The sequence below is a fragment of the Cellulomonas edaphi genome, assembly GCF_030362815.1.
GTDB classification, from domain to species: Bacteria; Actinomycetota; Actinomycetes; order Actinomycetales; family Cellulomonadaceae; genus Cellulomonas; species Cellulomonas edaphi.
In genome coordinates, this window is sequence record NZ_JAUCGR010000002.1 from 463,052 (window position 1) to 482,861 (window position 19,810).

Sequence of the window (19,810 nt, forward strand, 5' to 3'; positions counted from 1 at the left end):
GCTCGATCTCCTGGGACCTGGGTCCCGATTCATCCCATGACGGCCGGCGTCAGAGCGGCTCGCGCGCGGCACCAGTGCCGTTCGTCACGATACTCCTGAGCCGCGGACCGGGATCCGGGCCGAGGCGAGATGCTCGCCGGTGCTCGGCGAGGGGCCTCAGCGCTCTCCGAGCGCGCGCAGCACGTCGCGCGTGATGTCCGCCGGGCCCAGCCGCAGGGTCCCCACGAGCTGCTCGCGGGTGGCGTGGTCGAGGAACGCGCGCGGGATGCCGAAGGCCTGGACGGGCGTGCTGATCCCCGCCTCGCGGGCCCGCTGCGCGACCGCGGAGCCGACGCCGCCGTCGACCACCCCGTCCTCGATCGTCACGACGTGGTCGTGCTCGCCCACGAGCTTGACCAGCCCCGGGGCGACCGGCAGCACCCAGCGTGGGTCGACGACCGTGGCGCGCAACCCGTGCGCGGCGAGCATGTCCGCCGTCTCGAGCGCCGTCGTCGCCATGGCGCCGACCGCGACGAGGAGCACGGACCGCTCCCCCGCACCGGTGCGCGTGAGCACGTCGACGCCGTCGACCTCGTCGACCGCGTCGATCGCCTCGCCCATCGCGCCCTTGGGATAGCGGACCACCGTCGGGGCGTCGTCCACGTCGACCGCCTCGCGCAGCGCGGTGCGCAGCGTGGCCTCGTCGCGCGGCGCCGCGAGGCGCAGGCCCGGCACGACGCCGAGCATCGCCATGTCCCACATGCCGTTGTGGCTCGCGCCGTCAGCGCCGGTGAGCCCCGCCCGGTCGAGCACGAAGGTCACGCCCGCGCGGTGCAGCGCGACATCCATGAGGACCTGGTCGAAGGCCCGGTTGAGGAACGTCGCGTACAGGGCGACCACGGGGTGCAGACCGCCGAAGGCCATGCCGGCCGCGGACGTCGCCGCGTGCTGCTCGGCGATGCCGACGTCGAACACCCGCCCGGGGAACTCGGCGGCGAACGGCGCGAGGCCCACGGGCTGCAGCATCGCGGCGGTGATCGCCACCACGTCGGGACGACGCCGCCCGATGCGGACGATCTCGTCGGCGAACACGCTCGTCCACTCGAACCGCGACGGCGCCAGCGGCAACCCGGTCTCGGGGTGGATCTGGCCGACCGCGTGGAACCGGTCGGCGATGTCCTGCTCGGCGGGCGTGTAGCCGCGGCCCTTCTCGGTGATGACGTGCACGATCACCGGCCCGCCGTACGCCCGCGCGCGGCGCATCGCGCGCTCGACGGCGGGCTCGTCGTGCCCGTCCACCGGGCCTACGTACTTGATGCCGAGGTCCTCGAACATGCCCTGCGGCGCGACGACGTCCTTGATGCCCTTCTTGAGCCCGTGCAGCGCGTCGTACGCCGCGCGGCCCGGCAGGCCCGAGCGCCGCAGCGTGCGCTTGCCCCAGGAGAGGACGCTCTCGTAGCCCTGCGTGGTGCGCAGGGTGTCGAGGTGGTGGGCGAGGCCACCGATCGTCGGGTCGTACGAGCGGCCGTTGTCGTTGACGACGATCACCAGGCGCCGGTCCTGGCCGTCCGCGATGTTGTTGAGGGCCTCCCACGCCATGCCGCCCGTGAGCGCGCCGTCGCCGATCACCGCGACCACGGACCGGTCCCCGCGTCCCTGCAGCTCGTTGGCCTTCGCGATGCCGTCCGCCCACGACAGCGCCGTCGAGGCGTGGGAGTTCTCGACGACGTCGTGCTCCGACTCGCCACGGCTCGGGTAGCCGGAGATGCCCCCGCGCCGGCGCAGCTGGCTGAAGTCCTGGCGCCCGGTGAGCAGCTTGTGCACGTAGGACTGGTGCCCGGTGTCGAACACGAAGGTGTCGGCCGGCGACTCGAAGACCCGGTGCATCGCGATGGTCAGCTCGACCACGCCGAGGTTGGGCCCCAGGTGGCCACCCGTCCGGGAGACCGACTCGACCAGGAAGGCGCGGATCTCGCGCGCGAGCTGCTCGACGTCGGCGGGCGTGAGCGCGCGGACGTCGGCCGGCGAGCCGATCCTCTCGAGCAGTCCCATCGCGTCTCCGTCCGTCGTCGTGCCCGGGCGGCGGGCAGCAGCGCGGGCGACGCTGCCACACGGGGGTCCCAGGATCTCTCCCGGACACTCTAGGCGCCCAGGGTCCCCGCGGCCCGGGATGTGCACGTGGGCTGCACCACCTGCACAGGACTTCCCCGCACTCCGCCGCCGGAGAACCGCCTACAATCGATCGGAAAGGGGAACACCCATGCGCTTCCTGCCCGGCCACCAGGCCACCTCCGACCTCACCTACGGCGACGTCTTCCTCGTCCCGTCGCGTTCCGAGGTCGCCTCCCGCTTCGACGTCGACCTCGCGGCACCCGACGGGACCGGCACGACCGTCCCGCTCGTCGTCGCCAACATGACCGCCGTCGCCGGCCGTCGGATGGCGGAGACCGTCGCCCGACGCGGCGGCATCGCCGTGATCCCCCAGGACATCCCCACCGACGTGGTGGCCGACGTCGTGGCCTCGGTCAAGGCCAAGCACAAGGTCGTGGAGAGCGCGGTCGTCGTCTCCCCGCACGACACGGTGCACACCGCGATCACGCTCATCGGCAAGCGGTCGCACGGCGCCGCCGTGGTGGTCAGCGAGGGCCGCCCGGTCGGCGTCGTGACCGAGGCCGACTGCCAGGGCGTCGACCGCTTCACGCAGGTCGCGGACGTCATGACCGCCAACCCCAGCACCATCGACCTCGCCGTGCTCGAGGACGGGGGCCCGCGCGGTCTCGAGGTGGCCTTCGAGCAGCTGCACGCCTCGCGCCGGCGGTTCTCCCCGGTGACGCGCGACGGAGGGCTGGTCGGCGTCCTGACGCGCGTCGGCGCGCTGCGCTCCTCCATCTACGAGCCCGCGCTCGACGACCAGGGCCGGCTGCGCGTCGCCGCTGCCGTCGGCATCAACGGCGACGTGAAGGCGAAGGCGGCCGAGCTGCTCGACGCCGGGATCGACGTGATCGTCGTCGACACCGCGCACGGGCACCAGCGCAAGATGCTCGACGCGCTGGGAGCGGTGCGCTCGCTCGACCCGCAGGTCCCGGTCGTCGCCGGCAACGTCGTGACCGCCGAGGGAACCCGGGACCTCATCGAGGCCGGTGCCGACATCGTCAAGGTGGGCGTCGGTCCGGGCGCCATGTGCACCACGCGCATGATGACCGCCGTGGGTCGCCCGCAGTTCTCGGCCGTGCTCGAGTGCGCCACCGAGGCGCGCCGCCTCGGCAAGCACGTGTGGGCCGACGGCGGCGTCCGGCACCCGCGCGACGTCGCGCTCGCCCTCGCGGCGGGCGCCTCGCAGGTCATGGTCGGGTCGTGGTTCGCCGGGACGCACGAGTCGCCGGGCGACCTGCACGACGACGGGAACGGTCGCCTGTACAAGGAGTCGTTCGGCATGGCGTCGGCGCGTGCCGTCGCCGCCCGCACCCGCGGGGGCTCGGCCTTCGACCGTGCCCGCAAGGCCCTGTACGAGGAGGGCATCTCCTCCTCGCGCATGTACCTGGACCCGCGCCGGCCCGGCGTCGAGGACCTGATCGACCACATCACGGCGGGTGTCCGCTCGGCGGCCACCTACGTGGGCGCGGCGAGCATCGACGAGCTGCACGAGCGCGCCGCGGTGGGCATCCAGTCCGCCGCCGGCTACGAAGAGGGCCGCCCGCTGCCCGACGGTTGGTGACCGGGATGCGTCCCGTCCTGGTGCTCACGCACGCCGCGCACGAGGGCCCCGGGCTCATCGCCCCGGCGCTCGACGCGCCCGTGCGGGTGCGCACGGTGGTGTCGTCGGACAGCCCCGTCCTGCCCGCGCTCGACGAGGTGTCCGGCATCGTCGTGATGGGCGGCGCGATGGACGCCGACGACGACCGCTTCCCCGGGCTCGACGCCGAGAAGCGGCTCCTCGCCGAGGCGGTCGCGGCAGACGTCCCCGTGCTGGGCGTGTGCCTCGGCATGCAGCTCCTCGCCCTCGCGCTGGGCGGCGAGCTGCACCGCCGGCACGGCACCGAGATCGGGTTCGCCCCGGTCGACGTGGTCGCCGACGACCCGGTGCACGGCCGCCTGGGTCCGCAGCCGACGGTGCTGCACTGGCACCACGACGCCGTCTCGCTCCCGCCAGAAGCCACCCTGCTGGCGTCGACCACCGTCACGCCCGTGCAGGCGTTCCGCGCCGGGTCGGCGCTCGCCGTCCAGTACCACCCCGAGCTCGAGCCGCGGATGCTGGACCTGTGGCTCGCGACGCCGGAGATGGTGGACGGGCTGTCCGACGACGAGATCGGGTCCATCCGCTCCGACGGCGCCAAATACCTCCCGGACCTGGCGCCCGCGGCGCGGGCCATGGTGGCCGGCTTCGCCGAGCAGGTGCGGGCGCGCGGTTGAGCCCAGCACCGGCCGTCAGCAGCGCGGACGCGCGCGCGGAGCTCGCCGCGCTGTGCGCGCGCGGCATCGACTGGCGGCTGGATCCCTCCCGCACGATCACGCTCGGCAGCGCGACGCGGCCCGCGGCGGTGCTCGTGCTCTTCGGGCGCCTCGACGCCACGAGCGCCGACACCGCCCGGCCGGCGGTCGCCGCGGACCTGGACGTGCTGCTGCAGCGGCGGGCCGGCACGCTCGGCCACCACGCGGGCCAGGTCGCGTTCCCGGGCGGGCGGCTGGAGCCGACCGACGACGGCCCGGTGGCGGCCGCACTGCGAGAGGCCGGCGAGGAGGTGGGGCTCGACGCAGCGGGCGTCGAGGTGCTCGGAACGCTCGGCTCGCTCCCCGTCCCGGTGAGCAACCACCTCGTCACGCCCGTGCCGGCCTGGTGGACCACCCCGTCGCGCGTCGCTGCGGTGGACCACGCCGAGACCGTGGACGTGTTCCGGCTCCCCGTCGCCGACCTGCTCGACCCGGCGAACCGCGCGAGCGTCGCGCACACGCGCGCCGGCGTCACGTTCCGTACACCCGCGTTCGTCGTCGACGGCGTGCTGGTGTGGGGGTTCACCGCCATCGTCCTGTCCCGGATGTTCGACGCGCTGGGCTGGGCCGTGCCGTGGGACGACCGGCGCCTCGTCACCCCGGAGGTCTGACGCGTGGCGCACCCGAAGATCGAGGTCATGGTCGACGAGGCCCTGGCCCGCACCCTGCTCGCGCAGCAGCACCCGGACCTCGCCGACCTCCCGCTCACCTGGGTCGGCACGGGCTGGGACAACGCCATGTGGCGGCTCGGCGACCACCTGCTGCTGCGCTTCCCCGTGCGCGAGGCGGCCGCGCACCTGGTCGAGCACGAGCAGGCCTGGCTCCCCGTGCTCGCCGACCGGCTCCCCGTCGCCGTGCCGGTCCCCGTCCGGAACGGGCTGCCCGCCCACGGCTTCCCCTGGGCGTGGAGCGTCGTGCCCTGGTTCGACGCGGTCACGGCGGCGACGACGCCGGTCGACGAGCGCGGTGCGTGGGCGCCGCGGCTCGCGGACTTCTTCGTCGCGCTGCACGTGCCCGCGCCGCAGGATGCCCCCGACAACCCGGTGCGTGGCGGCGACGTCGCCGCACGGCGCCAGCCGCTCCACGAGCGCCTCGCCACCCTGGCACTGCCGGACGCCGACCGGATCGCCTCCCGGTTCGACGAGCTCGCCGCGGCTCCCGCGTGGCGGGGGCCGGCGCTCTGGGTGCACGGAGACCCGCACCCGGCCAACCTGCTCGTGCACGACGGCGACCTGCGCGCGGTGATCGACTTCGGCGACGTCACGTCGGGAGACCCGGCGTGCGACCTGGCGACCGCGTGGCTGACGTTCGACGCTCCCGCCCGCGCACGGTTGCGCGCCCGCGTCGACGCCGCGTGCGGATGGGACGAGGCGATGTGGCGTCGCGCGCAGGCATGGGCGTTGCACCTCGCGGTCGCGATGCAGATGCACCCGGTCGAGTACCCGCACCTGGCCGCCGTGGGCCGGCACGGCGTCGAGCAGGCGCTCGCGACCTGAGCACGCTCGGGTCGGGCCGCGCGCGTGTCGGCGGCCGGCCCTAGCGTCGGGGCATGAGCACCCCGGACAGTCCGAGCACGGCACGGATGCTGGGGGTGCTCGGCGTCCCCTCGAGCGCGGCGGCCCACGCGCCGGGGCTGGAACGCGGACCCGCCGCGCTGCGCGAGGCCGGGCTGCTGCCTGCGCTGCGAGCCGCCGGCCGCGACGCGGTCGACCACGGCGACACCTCCTCGGCGCGGTGGCGGCACGACTCGCCGGCGCGCACGTGCCCGCACGACGTCGAGCGCGTGGCCGGTGTGCTCGGTGAGGCGCGGGCGGCGCTCTCAGCACTGCTCGCCGCGGGCCATGCGCCGCTGGTGCTGGGCGGCGAGTGCACCGTCACGATCGCCCTCATGGCCGCCCTGGCCGACGCCGGGAAGGACGTGGCGCTGCTGTACGTCGACGGCGGCCAGGACCTGCAGCTCCCCGAGGACCACCCCGACGAGCCGATCGCCGACTCGATGGGTGTCGCGCACCTGCTCGACCTGCCCGGCGCGCACGACGCCCTCGCGGGCATCGGCCCCCGCCGCCCGCTGCTGGTCGCCGACCGGCTGTGCTTCGTGGGGTACGCCGACGACGAGGAGGACGTGCACGGGCTGGTCCCGTCCACGCGGATCCCCGCGGCGGTCGTCGCGGCGGACCCCGCCGCGGCCGGGCTGGAAGCCCTGCGGGTCGCCGACCGAGCGCGCGACGGCTTCGTCGTGCACCTCGACGTCGACGTCCTCGACGTGTTCGCCCTGCCGCTCGCCGACGTCCCGCAGTACGGCCGCGGGCTCACCCTCACCCAGCTGCGGGAGCTGCTCGCCGTGCTGCTGCGCGCGCCCGGCTGCCTGGGTCTCGTGCTCGCCGAGGCCAACCCGGATCGCGACGACGCGGCCGGCACGCACATGCGCGCCCTCGTCGACCTGGTCGCGTCCGCGCTCGCACCGGCCTGAGACGGCACCGAGCCCGGCTCCTCGCGAACGTGGAGCCGGGCTCGGTGCCGTGGATCAGGTGTGCCGCTGACTCAGCCCGCCGCGACCTGACGCAGGACGTACTGCAGGATGCCGCCGTTGCGGTAGTAGTCCGCCTCGCCGGGGGTGTCGATGCGCAGCACCGCGTCGAACTCGACGACGGAGCCGTCCTCCTTGGTGGCCTTCACCGCGAGGGTTCGGGGCGTCGTGCCCTCGTTGAGCGCCGTGACGCCTGTGATGTCGAACGTCTCCGTGCCGTCCAGCCCCAGGGTGTCGGCCGACTCGCCGTCGGGGAACTGCAGCGGCAGCACGCCCATGCCGATCAGGTTGGACCGGTGGATGCGCTCGAAGCTCTCGGTGATGACGGCCTTGACGCCCAGCAGGCTGGTGCCCTTGGCGGCCCAGTCGCGCGACGAGCCCGAGCCGTACTCCTTGCCGCCGAGCACGACCAGCGGGATGCCGGCCGCCTGGTAGGCCTGCGCGGCGTCGTAGATCGACGTCTGCTCGCCCGTGAGGAGGTTCTTGGTGTACCCACCCTCGACGCCGGGCACCAGCTGGTTGCGCAGGCGGATGTTCGCGAACGTGCCGCGGATCATCACCTCGTGGTTGCCGCGACGCGAGCCGTAGGAGTTGTAGTCCCGGCGCTCGACGCCGTGCTCGGCCAGGTACAGGCCGGCCGGGCTGTCTGCCTTGATCGAGCCCGCGGGGCTGATGTGGTCGGTGGTCACCGAGTCGCCGAGCTTGGCGAGCACCCGGGCGCCGTGGAAGTCCACCACCGGGGACGGCTCGGCCGCCATGCCCTCGAAGTACGGGGGCTTGCGGACGTACGTCGACTCCGCGTCCCACTCGAAGGTGTCGCCCTCGGGCGTGGGCAGCGCGCGCCAGCGCTCGTCGCCCGTGAACACGTCCGCGTAGTCGGCCGTGAACATCGCGCGGTCGATCGACGCGTCGATGACCGCCTGCACCTCGTCCGGCGTGGGCCAGATGTCGCGCAGGAAGATCGGGCTGCCGGACTCGTCGCGGCCCAGCGGGTCGGCCTCGAAGTCGAAGTCCATGGTGCCGGCGAGCGCGTACGCGATCACCAGCGGCGGCGAGGCGAGGTAGTTCATCTTGATGTCGGGGTTGATCCGACCCTCGAAGTTGCGGTTGCCGGAGAGCACGGCGGCGACGGCCAGGTCGTGCTCCTGCACGGCTGCTGAGACCTTCTCGTCGAGCGGACCCGAGTTGCCGATGCAGGTGGCGCAGCCGTAGCCGACCAGGTGGAAGCCCAGCTTCTCGAGGTAGGGCCACAGACCGGCCTTCTCGTAGTAGTTGGTCACCACCTGCGAGCCCGGCGCCATCGACGTCTTGACCCAGGGCTTCGCGACGAGGCCCTTCTCGACGGCCTTCTTCGCGACGAGGGCCGCGGCCATCATCACCGACGGGTTCGACGTGTTGGTGCAGCTGGTGATCGACGCGATCGCGACGGCGCCGTGGAACAGGTCGAACTCGTGACCCTCGCTGTCTGTCACCGGGTAGGTGCGTGCGGCCGACGACGTGATCGCGGGGGCGTCCGAGGCGGGGAACGACTCGCGCTCGGCCTCGTCCACGCCGTTGGTCACCTCGGGCGCGTAGGTGGGCAGGTCGCGCTGGAACTGCTCCTTGGCGCGAGAGAGCTCGATGCGGTCCTGCGGGCGCTTGGGGCCGGCGATGGACGGCACGACGGTCGACAGGTCCAGCTCGAGGTACTCGGAGAACACCGGCTCGACGTAGGAGTCCGAGCTGGGGTCGAGCCACATGCCCTGCTCCTTGGCGTACGCCTCGACGAGCGCGAGCTGCTCCTCGGAACGACCGGTCAGGCGCAGGTAGTCCAGCGTGACGCCGTCGATCGGGAACATCGCGGCCGTCGAGCCGAACTCGGGGCTCATGTTGCCGATCGTCGCGCGGTTCGCCAGCGGCACCGCCGCGACGCCCTCGCCGTAGAACTCGACGAACTTGCCGACCACGCCGTGCTGACGCAGCTTCTGCGTGATGGTCAGCACGATGTCCGTGGCCGTGACGCCCAGCGGGATCGAGCCCGTCAGCTTGAAGCCGACGACGCGCGGGATGAGCATCGAGACGGGCTGACCGAGCATGGCCGCCTCGGCCTCGATGCCGCCGACGCCCCAGCCGAGCACGCCCAGGCCGTTGACCATCGTGGTGTGCGAGTCGGTGCCGACGCACGTGTCGGGGTACGCCTTGCCGTCGCGGACCATGACGCCGCGGGCCAGGTACTCGATGTTGACCTGGTGGACGATGCCGGTGCCCGGCGGGACCACCTTGAAGTCGTCGAACGCCGTCTGACCCCAGCGCAGGAACTGGTAGCGCTCACGGTTGCGCTCGTACTCGAGCTCGACGTTGCGCTCGAAGGCGTCGGCGCGGCCGGCCACGTCGATCTGGACCGAGTGGTCGATGACCAGCTCGGCGGGCGCGAGAGGGTTGATGCGCGTCGGGTCGCCGCCCAGCTCGACGACCGCCTCGCGCATCGTGGCCAGGTCGACCACGCACGGCACGCCCGTGAAGTCCTGCATGATCACACGAGCGGGCGTGAACTGGATCTCGGTGTCCGGCTGGGCGTCCGGGTCCCACGTGGCGAGGGCGTTGATGTGGTCGGCGGTGATGTTCGCGCCGTCCTCGGTGCGCAGCAGGTTCTCCGCCAGCACCTTGAGGCTGAACGGCAGGCGCTCGAGCCCGGGCACGGCCGCGAGGCGGTAGACCTCGTACGAGGCGTCACCGACCTCCAGCGTCCCCTTGGATCCGAAGCTGTCGACAGTGCTCACGAGGGCTCCTCTTCATCGGGCGAGTCGCCGGGGAATGGGGGCCCCGACCGTGGGCGATGCACAGCCACCCTAGTGGCTCCATCGAAGTATCTTGATGTCAAGATACATCACGAACCACCCCGTGCGCGACTTGGGCGCCCGGCGCGTCAGCCCTTGCCGTGCTCCTCGTCGTAGGCCCGCTGAGCCTTGCGCTCGGCTTCGACCGCGCGCTCGTGGGACCGCAGGTCGTACTCCGGGGTCCCGCTCTTGAACAGCTCCTGCGTGGCCACCTTCTTGGCCTGCGCCAGCTGGCTGGCCGTCGTGTCGTCGCTCACGGCTCTCCCCTCCTCACGCCCGGGCGCCTCTGCCCGCTAGCTCTCACCGTAGGACGCGCGCGTCGTCGTCGCGACAGGTCGGGCCGACCCGGTGCTACCGCGTCAGCACCGCCACGGACTCGAGATGGTGGGTCATCGGGAACAGGTCGTAGCCCTGGAGCGTCTCGACGCCGTAGCCGCCGTCGGCGAACAGCGCGATGTCCCGCGCGAGCGCGGCAGGGTCGCACGCCACGTAGACCACGCGCTCGGGGCGCAGCTCGAGGATGCCGTTCACCACCGGCCGGCCGGCGCCGGTCCGAGGCGGGTCGAGCACGACGACGTCGGCGTGGACCACGTCCGAGTCGGCGTCGTCCTGCCCGCGGAGCACCCGCGCGACGTCCCCGGTGTGCAGCTCCACGTTCGACCGGTCGTACAGGTTGCGACGGGCGTCCTTGACGGCACGGTCGTCGCCCTCGACGGACACGACCTCGCCGGTCGGCCCCACCGCGTCGGCCAGGGGCGCCGTGAAGAGCCCGGCGCCCGAGTAGAGATCGAGCACGGCCGCGCCCTCGACGTCGCCGACGCCCGCGAGCACGGCGTCGACGAGGACGCCCGGCGCCTCGCGGTGCACCTGCCAGAAGCCGGCCGCCGCGACGCGGAACACACGGTCACCGACGCGCTCACGCACGGACGTGCGCGCGTTGTCGCGCTTGTCGACCCGTCCCTTGCGCAGGTCGTAGGGCGCTCCGTCGAGCAGCACGACGGGCTCGTCGCCGCTGGCCGGCGCGATGGCCTCGATGTGCGCGCCGGCCGGCCACGTCCGCTCGAACAGCCCGAGCTCGGCGATGGTCGGCGAGGCGAGCGGCATCGAGTCGAGCGCGTGCACGTCGTGCGAGCGGTGGCCGCGCATGCCCGCGCGGCCCTGCGCGTCGGCCACCAGGTCGATGCGGGTGCGCCAGCCGAGCCCGCCGAGCTCGTCGTCGCCGGGCGCCGCGAGCACGGTCACGTCGCGCTCCAGCTTCGCGAGCCGCCGCAGCTGCTCGTCGAGCACGGCGGCCTTCCACGCGCGCTGCGCGGGGAGGGCCACGTGGGCCAGCTCTCCGCCGCCCACGCCGCCGGGGCCAGCCGCGGGCCAGGCGGACTCGACGCGGTCCGGCGAGGCGGACAGGATCTCGACCGCGTCGGCCCGCCAGAACTTGGCGTCGGGGGCGGCGTCGGTCAGGCGCGCGAGGACGCGCTCGCCGGGCAGGGTGTGCCGGACGAACACGACCCGCCCCTCGAAGCGGGCCACGCAGTGGCCGCCGTGGGCGACGGGCCCGACCTCGAGCTCGACGAGGTCGGACAGACGATCAGAAGCCACGGTTCACCGGTCCACGAGGAGGGTCCTCGAGGCCCGTCTGGCCCTCGGAGGAGGCGAGCTGCCACGGGACGGAGGCCACCACGACCCCGGGCGTGAAGAGCAGACGGCCCTTGAGTCGCAGGGCGCTCTGGTTGTGGAGCAGCTGCTCCCACCAGTGTCCCACCACGTACTCGGGGATGTAGACGACCACGAGGTCCCGCGGGCTCTCGCGCCGGATCGAGCGCACGTACGTGAGCACGGGCCGGGTGATCTCGCGGAACGGCGAGTCCAGCACCCGCAGCGGTACCGGCAGGTCCATCGACTCCCACCGCTCGCGCAGCGCGGTGACGTCCTCCGGGTCCACCGCGACCGTCACGGCCTCCAGGACGCTGGGGCGCGACGCCCGCGCGTAGGACAGTGCCCGCATGGTCGGCCGGTGCAGGTGCGACACGAGCACGATGGCGTGCACCCGGCTGGGCAGGGCGCGCGCCGCCTCCGCGTCCACGCCGAGCGCGAGCTCGGCCCGCACGGTCGCGTAGTGCTTGTGGATCGCGCGCATGGTGACGAACACGACCACCATCGCCAGGATCGCGATGTATGCGCCGTGCGTGAACTTGGTGAGGAGCACGACGACGAGCACCGTACCCGTCATGACGAAGCCGATGGAGTTCACGACGCGCGCGCGCTGCATCTGCGCGCGGCGCTCGGGCTCGGGCTCGGTGCGCAGCCCGCGCGTCCAGTGCCGCACCATGCCGAGCTGGCTGAGCGTGAAGGACACGAAGACGCCCACGATGTACAGCTGGATCAGGCGCGTGACCTCGGCGTCGAAAGCCCAGATCAGCACGATCGCGACCGCCGCCAGCGTCACGATGCCGTTCGAGTACGCCAGCCGGTCGCCTCGCGTGTGCAGCTGGCGCGGGAGATAGCCGTCGCGCGCCAGGATCGAGCCCAGCACGGGGAAGCCGTTGAACGCCGTGTTGGCGGCGAGCACCAGGATCAGCCCCGTGACGACGGCGACGAGCACGAACAGGATCGGGATGCCGTCGAACACCGCGCCGGCAAGCTGGCTGATGACCGGGTGCTGGACGTAGGAGTCGCCCACGGGGACGCCGTCGCGGGTGAGCTGGTGGGCCGGGTCGTCCGCGAACGTCACGCCCGTGGCTCGGGCCAGCAGCAGGATGACCATGATCATGGTGATCGAGAGCCCGCCGAGCAGCGCCAGGGTGGTCGCGGCGTTCTTCGACTTGGGCTTCTTGAACGCGGGCACGCCGTTGCTGATCGCCTCGACACCCGTCAGGGCCGCACAGCCCGACGCGAACGCGCGCAGGATCAGGAAGAAGCCGGCCAGGCCCACCAGACCCTGCTCGTACCCGGCCTCGGGCGTGACCCCGAGCCCGGCGCTCTCCGCCATCGGCAGCGTGCCCATGACGTAGCGCACGGAGCCGAACACGCCGATCAGCCCGATCGCGAGCATGAACAGGTACACCGGGATCGCGAACGCGCGGCCGGACTCCTTGACGCCGCGCAGGTTCGCCACCGTGAGGAGCACCACCAGGGCGATCGCGAACGCCGCCTCGTGGCCGCGCAGCGGCGGGAAGGCCGTGGCGGCGTACTGCGCACCTGAGGAGATCGAGACGGCGACCGTGAGCACGTAGTCGACCAGGAGGGCGCTCGCCACCGTGACGCCCGCGTTCGGCCCCAGGTTGACCGTGGCGACCTCGTAGTCGCCGCCGCCCGACGGGTAGGCCCGCACGTTCTGCCGGTACGACGCGACCACGGTGACCATGACGATGGCGACGGCGAGCCCGACCCACGGCGAGATGACCAGGGCGCTCAGACCCGCCATCGACAGCGTGAGCAGGATCTCGTCGGGGGCGTACGCCACGGACGACAGCGCGTCCGAGGCGAACACGGGCAGCGCGATCCGCTTGGGCAGAAGGGTGTGGCCGACGTCCTCGCTGCGGACCGGTCGTCCGATCAGCAAGCGCTTGGCGGCATCCGAGAGGTCCGACACGTCGCCGATCGTACGCACGCCGTGCCCGGCGCACGTACACACCCGCGGGGGTATAGCGTGACCGGCTGTGCACTTCGTGATCATGGGCTGCGGCCGTGTCGGCGCGTCCCTCGCGCAGAACCTTGAGGAACACGGCCACTCCGTGGCCGTCATCGACCAGAACCCGGACGCCTTCCGGCGTCTCCCGGGCGACTTCGGCGGCAACAAGGTCACGGGTCTCGGGTTCGACCGTGACACGCTCACCAAGGCCGGGATCGAGGACGCGTACGGGTTCGCGGCCGTCGCCGACGGCGACAACTCCAACATCCTGGCGGCCCGCGTGGCACGCGAGACGTACGGCATCGAGAACGTCGTCGCCCGCATCTACGACCCCCACCGGGCCGAGATCTACCAGCGCCTGGGCATCCCCACGGTCGCCACCGTGCGGTGGACCGCGCACCAGGTGCTGCGGCGCCTGCTCCCGCTGGGCACGAGCGACGAGTTCCGCGACGCGTCGGGCCAGATCCAGCTGGTGCAGATGGACGTGCACGAGGCGTGGGTGGGCCGACCGCTGCGCAAGCTCGAGGAGGCCAGCGGCGCGCGCGTCGCCTACGTCACGCGGTACGGCGACGGCGTCCTGCCGGGCGTCGACACCGTGCTGCAGGAGAACGACACCGTGCACCTGATCGTCAAGGTCTCCGAGTCCGCCCACGTCGAACGCGTGCTGTCGCGCGCACCGGAGGTGTCCGAGTGAGGGTCGTCATCGCAGGTGCCGGTTCGGTGGGCCGGTCCATCGCCCGCGAGCTGCTCGCGCACGACCACGAGATCACCATCATCGACCGGCAGCCGAGCGCCATGCGGATCGCCCAGGTGGCGGACGCCGACTGGTTGCTCGCCGACGCGTGCGAGCTGCCCACCCTGCGCGAGGCCAGGGCCGACGAGTGCGACGTCATGGTGGCCGCCACGGGCGACGACAAGGCGAACCTGGTCATCTCGCTGCTCGCCAAGACCGAGTTCGGCGTGCCACGCACCGTGGCGCGCGTCAACAACCCCAAGAACGAGTGGATGTTCGACGAGGCGTGGGGCGTGGACGTCGCCGTCTCGACGCCGCGCATCATGACGGCCATGGTCGAGGAGGCCGTGTCGGTCGGCGACCTGGTGCGGATCTTCACGTTCCACCAGTCGCGCGCGGGGATCCTCGAGCTCACCCTGCCGGACGGCTCGCCGCTCGCGGGCGTCCGGGTGGGTCAGATCGAGTGGCCCCAGGACACCGTGCTCGCGTGCATCGTGCGCGACGCCCGACCGCTGCCCCCCAGCCCGGACGACACGCTCGAGGGCCGCGACGAGCTGCTCTTCGTCACCGGCCGCGACGCCGACGAGGCCGCGCTGCAGGCGGTGCTCAGGGCTGGGCTCGACGGGGCGAGCGCACCAGCACCCAGCTGATCCACAGGGCGAGCGCGGTGAGCGGGATGCCCATCGCGAGCTTCGCCGTGCCGAGCCAGCCGATGTCGTCGGAGTAGTAGAGCGGGACCTGGACGGCGAGCCGCACCGCGAACATGGCCACCCACGGCCAGGTGGCCAGCGAGTACCGGCGGCGCAGCTCGGGGTCCGCACGCCAGGCGACGGCCTCCGACCACGGACCGCCGCTCAGCGGGCCGCCCTTGGAGAACAGGCCCATGACGAGGCCCACCAGCGGCCAGCCCACGAGGATCGTGATCAGGGTGCCCACCAGGTACAGGCCGTTCACCCAGAGTCCGTACGCGAAGTAGTCCGACGCGTCGCCCGTGCGCCAGGCCCAGACGACGCCGATGCCGACGCCCAGCAGGCCCGAGATGGCCTGGGTGACGGGGGTCCGCTGCACCAGCCGCACGATCACGGCGAGCACGGCGGCCCCGGCCGCGGCGAACAGCGCGGGCTTGAGCTGCTGACCCGTCGCCAGGTAGACGACCACGAACAGCAGGCCCGGCGCGACCGACTCGACGACGCCGCGGGCACCACCGATCGCGTCGGTGGCCGAGAACTCCTTCGCGGTCAGCGCGCGCATGCCGCGCAGGCCGCCCTCCTCGGGGGGGACGACGTCGTCGATCGCGTCGAGCGGCCCGTCGGAGGCGCCGCGCGGCGCCGGGGACTCACTCACCGGGACGCGGGCGCAGCTCGTAGCCCGGGTTGAAGACCGTGCGCCGGCCGTCGACGAGGCAGACGAGACCCTCGGCCTTGAGGCGGCGACCGGGCACGACGCCCGCGATCTCGCGGCGACCGAGCCAGACGAGCACGAGCGTGCCGCTGCCGTCGTACAGCTCGGCCTCGAGCGCAGGGACACCCTCGCGAGGACGGAACGTGACCGAGCGGATCACCCCGGAGACGCGCGCACGCGAGCGCACCGGCAGCTGGTCCACCGGGGTGCACCCGACGGCGCGCACCTGGTCCGCGCGCTCCTCGTCGGCCTCGATCTCCGCCTGCGACGCGGCGAGGTGCTTGAGACGCTCGGCGAGGCTCATCGGATCTCCGTGATCTCGGGGCCACGCTCGAGCGGGTTGAAGTCCTCGCGGACCCCGTCGGCCTCGCCGTCCGTCGCCTCGCCCGCGGCCCCAGCGGGCGCGGCCACCGGGCCCGGAAGCCGGAGCCCCAGCAGGTCGCGCGGCGCGTGCGCCTCCGTGCCGCGCACCACCACGACGCCCGCGAAGACGCCCTCCAGCACGGCCGCCGCCTCGGGCTCCACGGCCGCCTTGCCGGTGATCACCCCGCGCACGAACCAGCGAGGCCCGTCCACGCCGAGGAATCGTGCCGGCCGGTGCCCCGTGCGCCCCTCCGCCGTACGGACCGGGAGCCGCGCGAGCAGCTCGCGACCGAACGGGCCGGGCAGGTCGTCCACCGAGCCGCCCTGCTGCACGACGGACGCGGCGATCTCCTCGCGGATCTCGTCCCAGATCCCGTCGGTGCGCGGCGCGGCGTACGCCTGCAGCTGCAGCTGCGAGCCGTCGACCGAGACGCTCGCGGCCGAGACCACGTCCGTCGCCTTGTCGATCTCCATCCGCAGCTCCATGCCGGTGACGCCGGGCACGCGCAGCGCACCCAGGTCGATGCGCGCGACGTCGTCGTCGACCGCATCCACGTCCCACGGCCCCTGCGTCCGCTCGATCACGTCTTCGACGCCCTGGTCGGGCGTCCCCACCTCGGCCGCGACCTCGGCGACCTCGGCGATCTCGTCGGGCGCCTCGTCCTTCGCGCCACGCCGGAACAGACCCACGCGCTCACTCCTTCGACCGACGCGCGATCGCGCGTCATCACCCTCGACAGTAGTCCGCCGAGGAACGCCTACCTAGTCGGGCCGTCCCCGCCCGTCGGGGCAGGGTCGCCCCTACTCCTGACCCGTCGCCTGACGTGTCGTCTGGCCCCAGCCGCCGGACGACCCGAACCCCCCGGTGCCGCGGTGGGACCCCGGCAGCGTCTCCACCTCGACGAAGCGCACGCGCTCGACGCGCTGGATGACCAGCTGCGCGATGCGGTCGCCGCGGCGCAGCTCGAGCGCGTGCGCGACGTCCGTGTTGAGCAGCGTCACGGCGATCTCGCCGCGGTAGCCCGCGTCGACCGTGCCGGGCGCGTTGACGATCGTGAGCCCGTGCTTGGCCGCGAGGCCGGAACGCGGGTGCACGAAGGCGGCGAAGCCGTCGGGCAGCGCGATGGCCACCCCGGTCGGGACGGTCACCCGCCCCTGCGGAGGGATCACGACGTCGATGCGCGCGAGCAGGTCGGCCCCGGCGTCACCGGGGTGCGCGTAGGCCGGGGCGTCGAGCGTGGGGTCGAGGCGTTGCAGCAGGACCTCGGTGCGGTGGTCGTCCATCACGGTGCCAGACCCTACCGCCCGGGCTGCGCGCCAGGACGTGGGGACCAGCCCGGCGCGGCGGCGGGCGCGCGGCAGGTGCGATCCTTGTGCCCATGGCCAGCCGTGCACCCGTGACCCCGACCTACTCCGAGAAGCTCTGGCTGGGACCGCTGGGCTGGGCGGGGGTCGTCGGCCTGGCGGCCTGCCTCGGCGTCGCGGTGCTCCCGGTCGACGCGCTGCTCTCGCTCGTGGTCGGGGTGGTGGCCGTCGCGGCGCTCGTGTTCCTCGGCATGGCCACCACCACGCGCGTGACCGTCGACGGCGGCGAGCTTCATGCGGGCGACGCGCACATCCCGCTGGAGCTCCTGGGTGCGGTGCGCGTGCTCGACGCCCGGGAGCTGCGCGCGGAGCTGGGTCCGCGTCTCGATGCGCGCGCGCACCTGTGCCTGCGCGGCTGGATCCACTCGGGCGTCCGGGTCGAGCTGGTGGACCCGGCCGACCCGACGCCGTACTGGATCGTCTCCAGCCGCCGGCCGGAGCAGCTGGCGGCCGCCCTGACCGCGGGGTCGCCCCGCTGAGTTCCCGGGACAGCACGACGGCCGACGCCCCGGGATTCCCAGGGCGCCGGCCGTCGGCGTCAGATGTGCGGGTCGCTCAGGCAGCGCACTCCGAGCAGACGGGCTGGCCGTCGCGCTCGTAGGCGAGCTGGCTGCGGTGGTGCACCAGGAAGCAGTGCGAGCACGTGAACTCGTCTGCCTGGCGCGGCAGGACACGGACGGACAGCTCCTCGCCGGACAGGTCCGCGCCGGGCAGCTCGAACCCTTCCGCCGCCTCGGTCTCGTCCTCGTCCACCACGCCCGAGTTCTTGTCGGAGCGCCGGGCCTGGAGCTCCTGCAGCGAGTCTTCGCTGAGGTCCTCCTCGGTCTTGCGCGGGGCGTCGTAGTCGGTAGCCATGTGTGGCGTCACACTCCGTCTTCTGCGTGGACTGTTTGGTACGCGTGCTCAATGCTCCGGGCACAGGTTTTGTTCCCACGTGCGGTGGGATTGTGCACCAGTTCCGGCGTCGGCGCGAACACGGACACGTGCCCAGGTCGGAGCGGCCGATTCACTCGTCCGTGTCAGCGCGGTGCGCAGCGAGAAGCGCGGCCAGCTCGGCATGCCGGTCGGGGTGCCCGGCCACCGTCATCTCGGTCCCCGCAGGACGTCCCTCCAGCCCGGTGACCAGGGCTCCCGCCTCCATCGCGACCAGCTGTCCGGCGGCCAGGTCCCACGGCGACAGGCCACGCTCGTAGTACAGGTCGAGGCCGCCCGAGGCAACCGTGCACAGGTCGAGCGCGGCCGACCCGATGCGACGGATGTCACGCACGCGGGGCAGCACCTCCGCCAGGACGCGCGCCTGCGCGCGGCGCCGCTCGACGCGATATCCGAACCCCGTCCCGACGAGGCTGTCGATCAACGACGGGGCCCGGCGCACGCGGATCGGCTCGCCGTCCAGCGTGGCTCCGCGACCCCGCGCGGCGAGGAAGGTCCTCCCGTCCGAGGGCGCGTGCACGCAGCCCACGAGCACCGTCCAGCCCGACGGGTCGGGCGGCCCGACGACCGCCGCCACGGACACCGAGTACGACGGCAGGCCGTACAGGTAGTTCACGGTGCCGTCCACGGGGTCGACCACCCAGGTCACCCCCGAGGAGCCCGAGCTCGAGCCACCCTCCTCGCCGAGCACCCCGTCCTGGGGCCGCAGCTCGGTGAGGCGCGCACGCAGGTGCCCCTCGACGGCCAGGTCCATCGCGGTGACGACGTCCTGGGCGCTCGACTTCGTGGCGGCGACCTCGACCTCGCGCGGCCGGCCGGTGCGGATCATCACCCCCGCCTCGAGGGCGATGGTGCGAGCCACCTCCAGGAGCTCGTCGAGCAGGGCGTCGTCCACGGTGGTCTCCATGGCAGCCATCCTGGCGTCAGCGGCCGTCGCGCCGCAGCCCGGGCCACGGGCCGGGCGCCTGCACCTGGAACCGCAGCGCGAGGACGCGGAGGGCGAAGATGCCCGCGACCACGGCCAGCGCAGCCGTGGGCGACGCGACGCCGGCCTCCCACAGCACCGCGATCACGATGGCGCCGATGAGCGCCGGGATGGCGTAGAGCTGCCGGTGGTGCAGCACCACCGGCACCTCACCGGTCAGCAGGTCGCGCAGCACTCCCCCGCCCACGCCCGTCAGGACGCCCACGAAAACCGCGGCCATGAGCGTGGTGCCGTGCTCCAGCCCCTTGACGGCGCCGACGACGGTGAACAGCGCGAGCGCTCCGGCGTCGAGCAGCACGACGACGCGGCGCGCGCGCTCCAGCCGCGGGTGGAAGAAGTACATGACCAGGCCGCCCAGCAGCGCGGTCGCCACCAGCCGCCAGTCGGAGATGCCCACGGGCGGCACCGCCCCGATGAGCACGTCGCGCAGCATGCCGCCGCCCAGCCCGGCGGCCCAGCCCAGCGACAGGATCCCGAAGACGTCGAACTGCTTGCGCACGCCCGCGAGAGCCCCGGACAGCGCCCCGACGAACACCCCGATCACCTCGAGGAACGGCTCCATCGGGAGGTCGGCGATCACCGCCGCATCATC

20 protein-coding genes are annotated in these 19,810 nt (G+C 73.2%); 8 read left to right on the forward strand and 12 right to left on the reverse strand.

Annotated elements, in window-relative coordinates:
• Positions 1 to 156: 156 nt before the first annotated feature.
• On the reverse strand, positions 157 to 2,031 hold the full coding sequence (gene dxs / locus QRT05_RS08450; protein ID WP_289446668.1) for a 1-deoxy-D-xylulose-5-phosphate synthase: 1,875 nt from the start codon (positions 2,029 to 2,031) through the stop codon (positions 157 to 159).
• 208 nt (positions 2,032 to 2,239) lie between these two features.
• Here dxs and QRT05_RS08455 point away from each other — a divergent pair, with 208 nt between their 5' ends.
• Genes QRT05_RS08455 through QRT05_RS08475 form a run of 5 tightly spaced genes read left to right on the forward strand, consistent with a single transcriptional unit; the run spans position 2,240 to position 6,937 of the window.
• Positions 2,240 to 3,694 (forward strand): GuaB1 family IMP dehydrogenase-related protein, encoded by a 1,455-nt coding sequence (locus QRT05_RS08455; protein WP_289446669.1) that lies wholly within the window; start codon positions 2,240 to 2,242, stop codon positions 3,692 to 3,694.
• Positions 3,695 to 3,699: 5 nt separating this feature from the next.
• Positions 3,700 to 4,389 (forward strand): type 1 glutamine amidotransferase, encoded by a 690-nt coding sequence (locus QRT05_RS08460; RefSeq protein WP_289446670.1) that lies wholly within the window; start codon positions 3,700 to 3,702, stop codon positions 4,387 to 4,389.
• Positions 4,386 to 5,078, forward strand: a complete 693-nt coding sequence (locus QRT05_RS08465) for an NUDIX hydrolase (RefSeq protein ID WP_289446671.1) — start codon at positions 4,386 to 4,388, stop codon at positions 5,076 to 5,078. The genes QRT05_RS08460 and QRT05_RS08465 overlap by 4 nt, the downstream gene beginning before the upstream one ends.
• A 3-nt stretch (positions 5,079 to 5,081) precedes the next feature.
• Positions 5,082 to 5,963: an aminoglycoside phosphotransferase family protein gene (locus tag QRT05_RS08470; protein WP_289446672.1), complete on the forward strand. Its 882-nt coding sequence runs from the start codon at positions 5,082 to 5,084 to the stop codon at positions 5,961 to 5,963.
• 53 nt (positions 5,964 to 6,016) lie between these two features.
• Complete coding sequence (locus QRT05_RS08475) at positions 6,017 to 6,937, forward strand: arginase family protein (RefSeq protein WP_289446673.1); 921 nt, start codon at positions 6,017 to 6,019, stop codon at positions 6,935 to 6,937.
• 71 nt (positions 6,938 to 7,008) lie between these two features.
• Here QRT05_RS08475 and acnA read toward each other — a convergent pair whose 3' ends face one another.
• The 4 genes from acnA to QRT05_RS08495 all read right to left on the reverse strand — a co-directional run bounded on the left by acnA (position 7,009) and on the right by QRT05_RS08495 (position 13,399).
• A complete protein-coding gene (acnA, locus tag QRT05_RS08480; protein WP_289446675.1) occupies positions 7,009 to 9,753 on the reverse strand; it encodes an aconitate hydratase AcnA in 2,745 nt (914 codons plus the stop codon).
• A gap of 146 nt (positions 9,754 to 9,899) precedes the next feature.
• Positions 9,900 to 10,067, reverse strand: coding sequence for a translation initiation factor 2 (locus tag QRT05_RS08485; protein WP_289446676.1), 168 nt, complete (start codon positions 10,065 to 10,067; stop codon positions 9,900 to 9,902).
• 94 nt (positions 10,068 to 10,161) lie between these two features.
• On the reverse strand, positions 10,162 to 11,406 hold the full coding sequence (locus tag QRT05_RS08490) for a class I SAM-dependent RNA methyltransferase (RefSeq protein ID WP_289446678.1): 1,245 nt from the start codon (positions 11,404 to 11,406) through the stop codon (positions 10,162 to 10,164).
• Positions 11,396 to 13,399 (reverse strand): APC family permease, encoded by a 2,004-nt coding sequence (locus tag QRT05_RS08495; protein WP_289446679.1) that lies wholly within the window; start codon positions 13,397 to 13,399, stop codon positions 11,396 to 11,398. Before QRT05_RS08495 ends, QRT05_RS08490 begins: the two co-directional genes overlap by 11 nt.
• 82 nt (positions 13,400 to 13,481) lie before the next feature.
• On the opposite strand from QRT05_RS08495, the gene QRT05_RS08500 reads away from it, so the two are divergent.
• The gene (locus tag QRT05_RS08500; RefSeq protein ID WP_289447388.1) at positions 13,482 to 14,132 is read left to right on the forward strand and encodes a potassium channel family protein; all 651 of its coding nucleotides are present in this window, start codon (positions 13,482 to 13,484) and stop codon (positions 14,130 to 14,132) included.
• The gene (locus tag QRT05_RS08505) at positions 14,129 to 14,821 is read left to right on the forward strand and encodes a potassium channel family protein (RefSeq protein WP_289446681.1); all 693 of its coding nucleotides are present in this window, start codon (positions 14,129 to 14,131) and stop codon (positions 14,819 to 14,821) included. The genes QRT05_RS08500 and QRT05_RS08505 overlap by 4 nt, the downstream gene beginning before the upstream one ends.
• Here the strand turns inward: QRT05_RS08505 and QRT05_RS08510 are convergent.
• From QRT05_RS08510 to dut, 4 genes are all read right to left on the reverse strand, one after another.
• Positions 14,778 to 15,515, reverse strand: coding sequence for a DUF3159 domain-containing protein (locus QRT05_RS08510; protein WP_326522640.1), 738 nt, complete (start codon positions 15,513 to 15,515; stop codon positions 14,778 to 14,780). The two genes, QRT05_RS08505 and QRT05_RS08510, sit on opposite strands and share 44 nt — an antisense overlap.
• Positions 15,508 to 15,876: an OB-fold nucleic acid binding domain-containing protein gene (locus tag QRT05_RS08515; protein ID WP_289446682.1), complete on the reverse strand. Its 369-nt coding sequence runs from the start codon at positions 15,874 to 15,876 to the stop codon at positions 15,508 to 15,510. Before QRT05_RS08515 ends, QRT05_RS08510 begins: the two co-directional genes overlap by 8 nt.
• Positions 15,873 to 16,625: a DUF3710 domain-containing protein gene (locus tag QRT05_RS08520; protein WP_289446684.1), complete on the reverse strand. Its 753-nt coding sequence runs from the start codon at positions 16,623 to 16,625 to the stop codon at positions 15,873 to 15,875. Before QRT05_RS08520 ends, QRT05_RS08515 begins: the two co-directional genes overlap by 4 nt.
• A gap of 111 nt (positions 16,626 to 16,736) precedes the next feature.
• Positions 16,737 to 17,219, reverse strand: a complete 483-nt coding sequence (gene dut, locus QRT05_RS08525; protein ID WP_289447390.1) for a dUTP diphosphatase — start codon at positions 17,217 to 17,219, stop codon at positions 16,737 to 16,739.
• A gap of 95 nt (positions 17,220 to 17,314) precedes the next feature.
• Between dut and QRT05_RS08530 the strand changes: the two genes are divergently transcribed.
• Complete coding sequence (locus QRT05_RS08530) at positions 17,315 to 17,779, forward strand: DUF3093 domain-containing protein (protein ID WP_289446686.1); 465 nt, start codon at positions 17,315 to 17,317, stop codon at positions 17,777 to 17,779.
• A 76-nt stretch (positions 17,780 to 17,855) separates the two neighbouring features.
• Here the strand turns inward: QRT05_RS08530 and QRT05_RS08535 are convergent, their stop codons facing one another.
• The 3 genes from QRT05_RS08535 to QRT05_RS08545 form a co-directional block, all read right to left on the reverse strand.
• Entirely contained in the window at positions 17,856 to 18,155 is a 300-nt protein-coding gene (locus tag QRT05_RS08535; protein ID WP_191786237.1) for a DUF4193 domain-containing protein, read from the reverse strand.
• Between the two features lie 151 nt (positions 18,156 to 18,306).
• Positions 18,307 to 19,140, reverse strand: a complete 834-nt coding sequence (locus tag QRT05_RS08540; RefSeq protein WP_407650320.1) for an inositol monophosphatase family protein — start codon at positions 19,138 to 19,140, stop codon at positions 18,307 to 18,309.
• Positions 19,141 to 19,156: 16 nt separating this feature from the next.
• A complete protein-coding gene (locus QRT05_RS08545; RefSeq protein WP_289446689.1) occupies positions 19,157 to 19,798 on the reverse strand; it encodes a trimeric intracellular cation channel family protein in 642 nt (213 codons plus the stop codon).
• Between the last annotated feature and the right edge of the window lie 12 nt (positions 19,799 to 19,810).